The 12,043-nt window shown below is 73.9% G+C and carries 13 protein-coding genes; 9 read left to right on the top strand and 4 right to left on the bottom strand.

All coding sequences use genetic code 11. The features are described from left to right. The first annotated feature begins 25 nt into the window (after positions 1-25). The 7 genes from HLA93_RS16565 to HLA93_RS16535 all read left to right on the top strand — a co-directional run bounded on the left by HLA93_RS16565 (position 26) and on the right by HLA93_RS16535 (position 5,316). Entirely contained in the window at positions 26-784 is a 759-nt protein-coding gene (locus tag HLA93_RS16565; protein WP_222195537.1) for a hypothetical protein, read from the top strand. 106 nt (positions 785-890) lie between these two features. Continuing rightward, a complete protein-coding gene (locus tag HLA93_RS16560) occupies positions 891-1,157 on the top strand; it encodes a hypothetical protein (protein WP_222195536.1) in 267 nt (88 codons plus the stop codon). Positions 1,158-1,159: 2 nt separating this feature from the next. After that, the gene (locus HLA93_RS16555) at positions 1,160-1,849 is read left to right on the top strand and encodes a lysophospholipid acyltransferase family protein (protein ID WP_308128189.1); all 690 of its coding nucleotides are present in this window, start codon (positions 1,160-1,162) and stop codon (positions 1,847-1,849) included. Then, positions 1,833-2,381: an RNA 2'-phosphotransferase gene (locus tag HLA93_RS16550; RefSeq protein ID WP_222195535.1), complete on the top strand. Its 549-nt coding sequence runs from the start codon at positions 1,833-1,835 to the stop codon at positions 2,379-2,381. Before HLA93_RS16555 ends, HLA93_RS16550 begins: the two co-directional genes overlap by 17 nt. A gap of 96 nt (positions 2,382-2,477) precedes the next feature. Next, a complete protein-coding gene (locus HLA93_RS16545; protein ID WP_222195534.1) occupies positions 2,478-2,900 on the top strand; it encodes an organic hydroperoxide resistance protein in 423 nt (140 codons plus the stop codon). 43 nt (positions 2,901-2,943) lie between these two features. After that, positions 2,944-3,729, top strand: coding sequence for an SDR family NAD(P)-dependent oxidoreductase (locus HLA93_RS16540; RefSeq protein WP_308128188.1), 786 nt, complete (start codon positions 2,944-2,946; stop codon positions 3,727-3,729). A 207-nt stretch (positions 3,730-3,936) separates the two neighbouring features. Then, positions 3,937-5,316, top strand: coding sequence for an LCP family protein (locus HLA93_RS16535; RefSeq protein ID WP_308128187.1), 1,380 nt, complete (start codon positions 3,937-3,939; stop codon positions 5,314-5,316). 65 nt (positions 5,317-5,381) lie between these two features. Here the strand turns inward: HLA93_RS16535 and HLA93_RS16530 are convergent, their stop codons facing one another. From HLA93_RS16530 to HLA93_RS16515, 4 genes are all read right to left on the bottom strand, one after another. After that, positions 5,382-6,485, bottom strand: a complete 1,104-nt coding sequence (locus HLA93_RS16530; protein ID WP_222195532.1) for a ring-opening amidohydrolase — start codon at positions 6,483-6,485, stop codon at positions 5,382-5,384. 8 nt (positions 6,486-6,493) lie between these two features. Further along, entirely contained in the window at positions 6,494-7,447 is a 954-nt protein-coding gene (locus HLA93_RS16525; RefSeq protein ID WP_222195531.1) for a carbamate kinase, read from the bottom strand. Positions 7,448-7,524: 77 nt separating this feature from the next. After that, the gene (locus HLA93_RS16520) at positions 7,525-7,767 is read right to left on the bottom strand and encodes a hypothetical protein (RefSeq protein WP_222195530.1); all 243 of its coding nucleotides are present in this window, start codon (positions 7,765-7,767) and stop codon (positions 7,525-7,527) included. A 66-nt stretch (positions 7,768-7,833) separates the two neighbouring features. Next, positions 7,834-8,661 (bottom strand): PHP domain-containing protein, encoded by an 828-nt coding sequence (locus HLA93_RS16515; RefSeq protein ID WP_222195529.1) that lies wholly within the window; start codon positions 8,659-8,661, stop codon positions 7,834-7,836. 80 nt (positions 8,662-8,741) lie between these two features. Here HLA93_RS16515 and HLA93_RS16510 point away from each other — a divergent pair, with 80 nt between their 5' ends. Continuing rightward, positions 8,742-10,982, top strand: coding sequence for a RecQ family ATP-dependent DNA helicase (locus tag HLA93_RS16510; protein ID WP_222195528.1), 2,241 nt, complete (start codon positions 8,742-8,744; stop codon positions 10,980-10,982). A gap of 125 nt (positions 10,983-11,107) precedes the next feature. Beyond that, a complete protein-coding gene (locus tag HLA93_RS16505; protein ID WP_222195527.1) occupies positions 11,108-11,737 on the top strand; it encodes an alpha-ketoglutarate-dependent dioxygenase AlkB in 630 nt (209 codons plus the stop codon). Positions 11,738-12,043 lie beyond the last annotated feature (306 nt).

The following is a 12,043-nucleotide window of genomic DNA, read 5'->3' as shown; positions in this document are numbered from 1 at the left end:
GCAACCGGTGGGCTAGCGTGCCCAGATGGGGAACGCCAGGTGGACGTCAGGTGACCGGACGGCGGCGGACCGGCGGGCTGGCCTCGTCTTCCTCCGCCTGGCCGCGGTCGGCAGCCTGCTCGCCGCGGTCAGCCTGGTGCTGCTGCGGATCACCCCGTGGGACGTGCTCCGCGACCCGTCGTCCCCGCTGGTGCGGCTGCTCGACGTGCGCGCCGAGGGCAGCCTGCACACCTGGTTCAACGTCTCCGTGCTGAGTGCCGGTGCGGTGCTGCACACCTGCGCCGGTGCCCTGGCCCACCGGGCGGGGCGGCCGGCCTGGCCGTGGGCGCTCACCGCGACGGCCCTGGCGCTGCTGTCCATGGACGACCTGCTCGCCGTGCACGAGCAGCTGGAGCCGCTCGGCCGGGCGCTGGGCGCAGGGGAGGGGGGCCTGCACTTCGCCTGGGTGCTCCCTGGACTGGTGCTCGCCGCCGGGCTGGCCGCCGTCGCGGTCGTCGCGGCCCGCCGGCTGCCGCCCTCGGCGAGCCGCTGGTTGCTGCTGGGCGTCGCGTCCCTGCTGGCCGCCGCCGTCGGACTGGAGTCCGCGGGTGGGCTGGTGCTCGACTCGGTGGGCGACGGCGCGCTGTACGTCCTCGTCTCCCACGCCGAGGAACTGATCGAGACGCTCGCGGCCGCTGCCCTGCTGTGTGCCGGGGTCTCCGCCGTACGGCTCGCCGGCGGCCCGGACGCCGGGTTCGAGGTCGGCTACGTGCAGGCGGCCCAGGGGGCCCGCGCCGGGCACTGACCACGGGAGCGGCCCCGGGGCGAGCCGGCTGTTACCCGTCGGCGTCGTCGGGTAGTCCGGACCGCACGTGACCGGCCCCGGTCACCCGCCGAGCGAGAGGAACCCCATGGCCAGCTGCGAGGTCTGCGGGAACGACTACCGGCTCAGCTTCGAGGTGCACGCCGCCGGGGCGGTGCACACCTTCGACAGCTTCGAGTGCGCGATCCACGCCCTGGCCCCGGTGTGCGAGCACTGCGGGGTCAAGGTCGTCGGGCACGGGGTCGAGGCCGACGGCGTCTTCTTCTGCTGCGCCTCGTGCGCCCGGGCGCACGGCACGCCGGACAGCGCCGCGGAGCTGGTCGACCACGCCGGCAGGGCGCCGGACGAGCGCTGACCGTGGACGCCTACCCGGTCGTCCGCGCCCTGGCGCGTCCGCTGGTCCTGGGGATGTTCCGCACCCGGGTGGAGGGGATCGAGCACCTGCCGGCCGACGGTCCGGTGATCCTCGCCGGGAACCACCCCTCCACCCTCGACCAGTTCTTCCCCCCGCTGCTCACCCGCCGGCGGGTGACCTTCCTGGCCAAGAGCGAGTACTTCACCCGCCCTGGGCTCCTGGGACACGTCATGCGCCTGCTGCTGGAGGGCATCGGCATGGTGCCGCTGGACCGCGGCGGCGCCACGGCCGCGGAGGCGGCGCTGCGGCGTGGGCGGGAGGTGCTGGCCGACGGGGGGCTGCTCGGCATCTACCCGGAGGGCACCCGGTCGCCCGACGGTCGGCTGCACCGCGGCAAGACGGGCGTGGCGCGGCTCGCGCTGGCCACCGGGGTCCCGGTCGTGCCGGTCGCCGTGATCGGCAGCCACGCGCTGTACCCCACGGGTGCCCGGTTGCCCCGGCCCGGTCGGGTGGTGGTGCGGTTCGGTGCACCACTGGACTTCTCCGGCCAGGCGGCCTCGGCCGAGGACGGCGCCGTCCTGCGCAGCGTCACCGACCGGGTGATGGCCGAGCTGCAGCGGCTCTCCGGCGCCGAGTACGTCGACCGGTACGCCGCCGACGTGAAGGCAGAGCTGGGTGGCCGCGCGGCCTGAGCGCCCCGGGCCGGACGTCGTCCGGGTGAGCAAGCGGCTGTCCCACGTGCTGCGGCACCGGCCGGACGCCGTGGGGCTCACCCCGGACGACGCCGGCTGGGTGCCCGTCGACGACCTGCTGACGGCCCTGCGCCTGACCAGGGCCGAGCTGGACGAGGTGGTGGCCCGCAACGACAAGCAGCGATTCGCCTTCGACGACACAGGGACCCGGATCCGGGCCAGCCAGGGGCACAGCATCCCGGTCCACCTCGGGTACGTCGCCGCGGTCCCGCCCGACGAGCTCTTCCACGGCACCGTCGAGCGGTTCCTGGCCGCCATCCGGGCCCAGGGGCTCCGGCCGGGGAACCGGCACGCGGTGCACCTGAGCCCGGACGTCGACACCGCCCGGGCGGTCGGTGCCCGGCGGGGCCGGCCGGTGGTGCTCCGGGTGGACGCCGCGGCGGTGGTCCGGGACGGCGCCGTCTTCACCCGCTCGGCCAACGGGGTCTGGCTGGTCGACGCCGTCCCGCCCCGTCACCTGACCGAGGTCTGACCCGCGGCCGACCTGCCCGCGGTCACACCCCCGCGCCGGTTGGACTGAGCAACGACCGGGCAGGACACGGACTCGAACCCGATACCAGGAGGTCCCATGCCCGCCGTCTACACCGCCGTCGCCACCGCCACCGGGGACGGCCGCAACGGCCACACCCGCTCCTCCGACGGGCTGATCGACCTCGACCTGGCCGCGCCGAAGGAGATGGGCGGCGAGGGCGGGGCGACGAACCCCGAGCAGCTCTTCGCCGCCGGCTACGCCGCCTGCTTCCTGTCCGCGCTGAAGATGGTGGCCCGCAAGCGGAAGACGCCGATCAGCGATGCCGGGGTGACCGCCGAGGTCGGCATCGGCCCGAACGACGCCGGTGGCTTCGGCCTGGAGATCGCCCTGCACGTCGAGCTCGGCGGCGTCGACCAGGCGACCGCGGACGAGCTGGTCGAGGCTGCACACCAGGTCTGCCCCTACTCCAACGCCACCCGCGGCAACGTGCCGGTCACGCTGGAGGCCACGGTCGCGTAGGGGTCTCCCGGAGGGAACACCTCGGCCCGGCACCGCCTTGCCAGTGGTCGTGCGCATCGACCTCACCGGCAAGAAGGCCCTCGTCACCGGCTCGTCGCAGGGCATCGGCCTGGCGATCGCGTCCGGACTGGCGGCGGCGGGGGCCGCCGTCGTCCTCACCGGCCGCGACGCCGCGAAGCTCGAGGCGGCCGCCGCCGGCATCGACGGCGAGGTCGCGGCCGTCGCCGGTGACGTCACCACCGACGAGGGGACGGCGCACCTGCTGGAGGCGGTGCCGGACGTCGACGTCCTGGTCAACAACCTGGGCGTCTTCGGCGCCAAGCCGGCCCTGGAGATCACCGACGCCGAGTGGCGCCAGTACTTCGAGACGAACGTGCTCACCGGGGTCCGGCTGACCCGCGCCTACCTGCCCGGCATGCGGGAGCGCGGCTGGGGTCGCATCCAGTACATCGCCAGCGACTCGGCGGTGGCGATCCCGGCCGAGATGATCCACTACGGCGTGTCGAAGACCGCGCTGCTCGCCGTGTCCCGGGGTTTCGCCAAGGAGGCCGCCGGCTCGGGCGTGACGGTGAACTCGGTGATCGCCGGCCCGACGCACACCGCCGGCGTCGAGGACTTCGTCTACTCGCTCGTCGACAGCGACCTGCCCTGGGACGAGGCGCAGCACGAGTTCATGCGCCTGCACCGCCCGCAGTCGCTGATCCAGCGGCTGATCGAGCCCGAGGAGATCGCCAACATGTGCGTCTACCTGGCCTCGCCGCTGGCGTCGGCGACCACCGGCGGCGCGCTGCGGGTCGACGGCGGCTACGTGGACGCGATCCTGCCCTGACCTGGGGTGGGTGGCGCGCCCCGACCGCCGATCCGGCGGGATGTGCCACGCTCGGGACGGACCGTCGATCACGAGAGGCGCCGGAGGCGAGCCATGTCACGTGATGAGGCTGCACCGGGCCTGCCGCCACGGCTGGACCCGCGGGCCGGCCGGAGCAGGTCCCGGGGGGCGCCGTCCGGGCCAGGGCCCCGCCGTGGGTGGGCAGCGGTGGTCCGGGCGCTGGCCGCCGTCCTCTCCGTGCTCGTGCTGGCCGGCAGCGGGTGGGGCTGGTACCTGGGGCGGGTGGCCGAGGCGGCCGTCGGCCGCACGGATGCGATCCCCGCCGACGGCAACACCGACGCCCAGGGCGGCGACCACGCCGGCGAGGCGATGAACCTGCTGCTGGTCGGGCGCGACTCGCGCGCCGGGCTGACCCCCGAACAGGTCCAGGAGTTCAGCACCGGCGACCCCGACGGGCTGCTGAACACCGACACGATGATCCTGGCGCACGTCCCGGCGGACGGCTCGGCCGCGGCCTTCGTCTCCATCCCGCGCGACCTCTACGTCTCGATCCCCGGCCACGGGGAGTCCAAGCTGAACTCCGCCTTCGGACGCGGTTACGCCGCCGCAGAGGGCAGCGAGGCGGAGAAGGACGCGGCCGGTGCCCGGCTGCTCATCCAGACCATCAGCGGCGCGACCGGCGTCCAGATCGACCACTACGCCGAGATCAACCTGCTCGGCTTCATCAACATCAGCAGCATCGTCGGCGGCGTCGAGGTGAACCTGTGCGAGGCCACCACCGACCCCGCGTCCGGGGCGGACTTCGCGGCCGGCGTGCAGACCATCAGCGGTGCCGACGCGCTGGCCTTCGTCCGCCAGCGGCACGGCCTGAACAGCGAGATCGACCGGCAGGTGCGCCAGCAGGTCTTCCTCGCCGGGCTGATCCGCAACGTGCTGTCCGAGGACCTGCTGCTCAACCCGGCCAAGCAGCGCCAGGTGATCGAGCAGGTCGGCACCAGCGTCACCGTCGACGATGGCCTCAGCCTGTTCGACCTGGCCGCGCAGATGCAGTCGGTGCAGCCCGGTGACATCACCTTCCAGACCATCCCGGGTCTGGTGTCCGCGACCGAGGACGCCGGTGACGTGCTGGAGCCGGTCGACCCGGCGGCCATGAAGGCCTTCTTCGCCTCACTGAGCGCCGATCCGGAGCCGGCGCCGTCCGCGGCGCCGGTGGAGACGGCCGACCCCGCCGACGTCACGGTCAGCGTGCTCAACGGCTCCGGCGTCACCGGCGCCGCGGCGACCGCCGCCGACGCCCTGGCCGCGGCCGGTTTCGACGCCGGCAGCGGCGGCAACGCCGACGCCACCGACGTCACGACGATCAGCCACGCGTCCGGGGACGAGGCGCTGGCGGCCGCGGTGGCCGCCCAGGTGCCCGGCGCGGCGGTGACCGTCGACGACACGCTCGCCGCGGGCACGGTGCAGCTGGTGCTGGGCTCGGACTTCGCCGGGATCGGCGCTGCCGTCAGCGCGCCGGTCACGGAGACGTCCAGTGACGTCTACGCCGCCAGCGAGCGCACCGCCGAGGACACCAGCTGCATCGCCTGAAGCTGCCCTGACACGACAGCGGCGCCGGTCGGGGACGTCCCCGACCGGCGCCGTTCGTCGTCCCGCTACGCCGTGACGATGGCGGCGACGGGGCCGCCACCCGAGGGACCCTGGTGCACCGCGGCCACCGACACGAACACCGCCGGGTCGCCGGTCACCGAGGCGGCGACGCCGCCGACGGTGGCCTTGATCTGCCGGTGCCAGAAGACGTCGGAGTCGTCGAGCATCGCGTTGCGCCGGCCGCGGACGTAGCCGGTCGGGTCGGCCTCGCACTTGAGGAAGACGTTGACCAGCCGGTCGCCGAGGTCGGAGGTGTGCGGCCGCTCCGGCAGGTCGAGGCCGGCGTCCCGGATGGCGTTCCAGATCCCGTCCTGGTCGAGGGCGTCGTTCATCACCGAGTGGCCGATCCGGTAGTTGCCGCCGTGCCCGCGGGCGTTGCCGACGACGACGATCTGCGCCCGGTCCAGCTCCACGCCCGAGGAGCAGGACGCGACCGCGCTGAACAGCGAGAAGTCGCGCATCACCTGCTTCTGCTCCGGCATCTCGATCTCGCCGAGCGCCAGCGCGATGCCGAGTGCGGTGGTGCCGTTGGAGAGGTCCATCGAGCCGTGCGGCTCGTCGTAGTACGTCTCCTGCCCGCGCGACTTCGCCTCGCGGATCGTCTCGATGGTCAGCAGCGGCGTCTTGGTCTGCACGTAGTGGACGTCGGCCGGGTCGGTGATGCCCGCCTCGGCCATGGCCCGGCGCACGCCCTCGGCGACCTTCTCCACCATCGTCAGCCGGCCGATGTCCTCGGGCAGCAGCACCTCGCTCATCGCGAAGCCGACGGTCAGCCGCGGCTCGTCGGTCTTCTCCACCGCGTCCTCGGGCAGCGTGGCGAAGATGGTGGCGTGCGGGCTGATCACGCCGTCCGTGCCGCCGGACCAGACGATCGGGATCTCCCCGACCTCCTCCTTGCTGCGGGTGCCCTTCTCCAGCAGCACCTCACGGAAGGCGCGGTCGGCGATGATCCGGGTGTAGTCGTTGACCCCGCCGTTGCCCTCGGTCTTGCCGATGACGGCGATGACCCGGTCGGCCTCCATGACGCCGTCGTCGATGAGCTTGGCGAGCTCGGAGGCGTCGCTGACGTTGTGCAGCGGGACCTTGCGGACCTCGATCGGTGCGGGCACGGCTTCTCCTATGCGGTGAGGACGGTTCCGACGTCGTCACCGGCGACGGCGTCGGAGATGTGTTCCAGCGACGTGATGACGGCGCGGTCGCCGCCCTGCTGGACGAACCGGAGCGCGGCATCGACCTTGGGGCCCATGCTGCCGCGGGCAAACTGGCCGGCCGCCGCGTGCGCACGCAGCTCCGGGGCGGTCACCCGGCCCAGCGGCCGGGCGTCCGGGCGGCCGAAGTCGACCATCACGTGCGGGACGTCGGTGGCGATCACCAGGGTGTCGGCGCCCAGCTCACGGGCCAGCAGCGCCGCGGTGAGGTCCTTGTCGATGACCGCCTCCACGCCGCGCAGCGCCGCGCCGTCCCGCCCGTCGCCCACCACCGGGACGCCACCGCCGCCGGCGCAGACGACGACGAAACCGGCGGCGCTGAGTGCGGAGACGGCCGGGACGTCGACCACCGACAGCGGCTCGGGGGAGGCGACCACCCGCCGCCAGCCGCGCTCGCCGCGGTCCTCCCAGACCTGGCCGAGGTCGATGAAGTGCTGGGCCCGCTCGCGCGGCAGGTGCCGGCCGACCGGCTTGGTCGGCGTGCGGAACCCCGGGTCGGCCGGGTCGACGAGCGTGCGGGTGACCAGGGCCGCGGTGCGCTTGCTCGAGCCGAGGGCGGCCAGGGCGGCGTCGAGCTCGTCGGCGAGGGTGAAGCCGATGGTCGCCTGGGTCTGCGCGACGTTCCAGTCCAGTGGCACCGGCGGCACCTCGTGCGCGGCCAGCTCGTTCTTGACCAGCAGGTTGCCGACCTGCGGGCCGTTGCCGTGGGTGAGCACGACCTCCGCGCCGGTGGCGACGACGGCGGCCACGTGCCGGGCGGCGCCGGCGATGGCGTCGCGCTGCGCGCCGGGGGTGGCCGACCCGTCGGGGCCGGTCATGGCGTTCCCGCCGAGCGCGATGACGACGCGACGCGGGAGGGTCATTGCGCGACCCTAGCCGCAGATTGCCTTAGCGGTGAAGTAGTTGCTGCGACTTCTCCGGATCAGCAGGACCCGGCAGGTCAGGCGGCGGCGGTGCCCACCGGCCGCACGTGCACGGCCGGCCGGTCGCTCATCCGCAGCACCCGCGCACCAGCCGCCGGCTGGTCCCAGCTCTCGGCCAGTGCCGCGATGGCCGCCATCGCCTCGTCGTGCAGCTGGGCGATCGTGGCGTGGCCGGCGCGGGTCATCTCCTGCACGAAGGTGAGCGGGCCGAAGGGGACGTCGGCGTCGGTGACGTCCTGAGGGGCTGCCGGAGCGGTCATGGCCCTGTCATCGGCGGTGTACGACCCGATCGAGACCAATGGTTCTCGGTTCGTCCCGGAGCCGGTTCACCGGCGCCAGAAGTCGAAGCGGTCGCGGCCCGGGCGGAAGCCCGCCTGCTCGACGACGTCGACCGCCAGGTCGAACCGCTGCCCCACCAGGTGCGGCTGGTGCCCGTCACTGCCGAAGCTGACCGCGGCGCCACCCTCCTCGCGATACCAGCGGAGCAGCTCCACCGACCACAGCGGGCTGGTCGTGTTGACCTCGAGGGCCCGTCCACTGGCGGCCAGGGCCCGGAAGACGGCGCGGTACTCCTCCTGGAAGAGCGCCTCCGGGTACTGGTCGCGCCCGCCGGGCCAGTAGCGCCGCGGGTAGTCGCAGTGCGCCAGCACCTGGAAGACGTCACTCGTCTCGATCATCGTGACCATCTCGGTGAGGTAGCGGCGCATCGTCTCGATCACGTCGACGCCCGGTGCGTGCAGCAGCCGGTTGACCCCCATCAGCCGCCCGTCCACCGGCAGCGAGTGCAGCGATCCCAGGACCCGGTCCACCGGTGAGTTGGTGAGGTGCGCGTCCACGCTGGCCCCGAACAGGTGCGGTTCGCCGGCCTCGACCCCGGACCAGACCCGCAGCGTCGGGAAGCGCTGCCGGGCCTCCCAGATCGTCTCGGCGTACAGGTCGACGTCGATCGGCAGCTGGTTGGCCGGGTGCCGGTCGGTGAGCCCGCGGGCGGTCGCCCGGTCGGCGGCGTCCCAGACCGTGAAGTCCAGGTGCTCGGTGAACGCGATGGCCGGCAGCCCGATCTCCACCGCCCGCTGGCAGGCGCGCAGCAGTGAGGCCCGGGGTCCTGTGTCCCACGAGAACTCCGAGTGCACGTGGTTGTCGGGCGGCAGCATCGGTGCCCATCCAACCGGTCGTCCACAGCCGGCGCGCGCCCAGGTCCGGGATGTCGGTGCCGCCGCCTACGGTCGGGTGCATGAGCACCGCTGTCGAGACCGATCTGGCCGACGAGGCACTCGGCGTCCTGCGTGAGCTCACCGGCCGCGCCGACGCCGTCTTCCGGGAGGGGCAGGACGCCGCCGTCACCGCGCTGGTGGAGCGGCACCAGCGCGCGCTGGTCGTGCAGCGCACCGGCTGGGGCAAGTCCGCCGTCTACTTCGTCTCCACCGCGTTGCTGCGCCGCCGTGGCGCCGGCCCCACCCTGCTGGTGAGCCCGCTGCTCGCGCTGATGCGCGACCAGGTCGCCGCGGCCGCCCGGGCCGGCATCAAGGCGGTGGAGATCTCCAGCTCCAACGTCACCGAGTGGGACGACGTCAACGCCCGGCTCGCCGCGGACGACGTCGACGTCCTGCTGGTCTCCCCCGAGCGGTTGACCAACCCGCGCTTCCGCGACGAGCAGCTGCCCGGCCTGGTCGACCGGTGCGGGTTGCTCGTGGTCGACGAGGCGCACTGCGTCTCCGACTGGGGCCACGACTTCCGCCCCGACTACCGGCGCATCCGCGACCTGCTCGGTCAGCTGCCCGCCGGCACCCCGGTCCTGGCCACCACCGCGACGGCGAACGAACGGGTGGTCGCCGACGTCGCCGAGCAGCTGGGCGCCGGCGGGGTCGACGTCACCACGGTGCGCGGCCCGCTGGCACGCGACTCACTGCGGCTGGGCGTCCTGCGGCTGGACACCGACCGGGCGCGGCTGGCCTGGCTGGCCGCGCACCTGGGCGACCTGCCGGGCAGCGGCATCGTCTACACGCTCACCGTCGCCGCGGCCGAGGAGACGGCGGCCCTGCTCCGCGACGCCGGCCACGAGGTGCGCGCCTACACCGGGCGGCTGGACGACGCCGACCGCAAGGACGCCGAGGAGGCGCTGCGCGAGAACCGGGTCAAGGCCCTGGTCGCCACCTCCGCGCTCGGCATGGGCTTCGACAAGCCCGACCTCGGGTTCGTCGTGCACCTGGGTGCGCCGTCGTCCCCGGTCAGCTACTACCAGCAGGTCGGCCGTGCCGGCCGGGCCGTCGAGCACGCCGACGTGCTCTTGCTGCCCGGCCCGGAGGACATCGCGATCTGGCAGTGGTTCGCCACGTCGTCGATGCCGCGGGAGGACCACGCGGCCGCGGTGCTCACCGCGATGGCCGACGGCAAGGCCTGGTCGGTGGCCCGGCTGGAGACCGTGGCCGACGTCCGCCGGTCGCGGCTCGAGCTGCTGCTCAAGGTGCTCGCCGTCGACGGGGCCGTGGAGCGGGTGCAGGGCGGGTGGCGGTCCACAGGCGTCCCCTGGGTCTACGACGCCGACCGCTACGCGCGGGTCACCGCCACCCGGGAGGCCGAGCAGCGCTCGATGCTCGACTACGCCAAGCCCGTCGACAAGGCCGAGTGCCGGATGGCCTTCCTGCAGGAGGCACTCGACGACCCGACCGCTGCCCCCTGCGGCCGCTGCGACGTGTGCGCCGGCCCCTGGTACGCCACCGACGTCCCGGCCGCCGCGTCGGAGGCGGCCTCGGCCCGTCTGGACCGGCCCGGCGTGGAGCTCGCGCCCCGCGCCCAGTGGCCCACCGGGGCGGACCGGCTCGGCGTCGAGGTGAAGGGCAAGATCGCGTCCGGGGAGCAGATCGCCACCGGCCGGGCGGTGGCCCGGCTCACCGACCTCGGCTGGGGTCAGCGGCTGCGAACCCTGCTGGGGGACGACGGCGTCGGCGGGGTCGCCACCCTGGCCGACGACCTCGAGGCCCCGCCGCTCGAGGAGGACCCGGACGCCGCCCTGGAGGTCAGCCACCGGGTGATCCGCCCCGGCCGGGCGAACGATGCCCCGCCGGACGACGAACTGCTCAAGGCCTGCGCCCGGGTGCTCGGTGCCTGGGACTGGGCCCGGCGCCCGGGTGCGGTGGTCGCCATGCCGTCCCGGCGCCGGCCCGCCCTGGTGACCGGTGTGGCCCAGGGCCTGGCCCGGGTCGGTCGGTTGCCGTACCTGGGCACGCTCGACCTGGCCCACGGCGGCCCGACCGGCGGGCCGGGTGGCAACAGCGCCTTCCGTCTCGCCGGGGTGTGGCAGCGGATCGTCGTGGGTCCGGAACTGCGCGCGCGGCTCGCCGAGCTCGGGGACGCCCCGGTGCTGCTCGTCGACGACCTGGCCGACTCGCGCTGGACCATGACCGTCGCCGGGCGGGAGCTCCGACTGGCCGGGGCCGGCTCCGTGCTGCCCTTCGCGCTGGCCCTCAGCGCCTGACGAGAGGCCCCCTCGCCCCCCGCGCCGCGCGAGCTCGGCGCCGGACCCTGCGAGGGGGCCGGTGGGCACGGCCGTTGTCCACAGGGTTTCGAACACCTGTGCGAAACCCGGGGTAGCCTCGCCCCATGTCGCTCGCGCACCAGCCGTCGATGTGGGACGTCTCCGAGGAGGCCGCTCTCACCCCCCTGAGGGGGCGGGTCACCCGGCACCAGCTGACCCGGGGAGCCTGGGTGGACCACCTGCCCGGCTGGGTCGAGGGGTCCGACCTCGTGCTCGACGTGCTGCTCGGTGACATCGGCTGGCGGGCTGACCGCCGGCGGATGTACGACCGCGAGGTCGCGGTGCCCCGACTGCTCCGCTGGTACGGCGGGGAGGAGACCCTGCCGCACGCCGCGCTCACCGATGCCCGTACTGCGCTCAACCGCCACTACGGGCCGGAGCTCGGCGAGCCCTTCGTCACCGCGGGCATGTGCCTCTACCGGGACGGCCGGGACAGCGTGGCCTGGCACGGCGACCGGGTGGGCCGGAGCCGTGTCGAGGACACGATGGTCGCCATCGTGTCCTTCGGCTCGCCGCGTCCGCTGATGCTGCGACCCGTCGGCGGCGGGGAGAGCCTCCGGTTCACCCTCGGCCACGGCGACCTCGTCGTCATGGGCGGCTCGTGCCAACGCACCTGGGAGCACTGCATCCCGAAGACGACCAAGCCCGTCGGCCCGCGGGTGAGCGTCCAGTACCGCCCCCGCGGGGTGGCCTGACGGGCCTTGTCGCAGGTCAGGAGGGTCGAGGGGTCGGTCGAAGACCCCCGGCGGGCCCCCCCTGCAGGGCCCCTCTGAGGGCGTGTATCGTTCTCCATGCACCAAGCGAGAACGGACCGGGCCGCGAGGCCTGGGAAACCGCCGGACGAGCCCCTGAGGTTCGACTGCTGCGGAACTTGGTGTAGAGTGGAAATCACCGCCACGAAGAACGGCCAAGAAATTGGTCGGGGTTCGTGCGCGTCCGCTCCTTGAGAACTCAACAGCGTGCCGAAAGTCAGTGCCAAGTAACAAATCCCTGGGCACTGC

Origin of the sequence: Modestobacter italicus, from assembly GCF_019799965.1 — a bacterium.
In the GTDB taxonomy this organism is placed as follows: domain Bacteria; phylum Actinomycetota; class Actinomycetes; order Mycobacteriales; family Geodermatophilaceae; genus Modestobacter; species Modestobacter italicus_A.
This window is presented reverse-complemented; position numbering and strand designations above follow the sequence as displayed.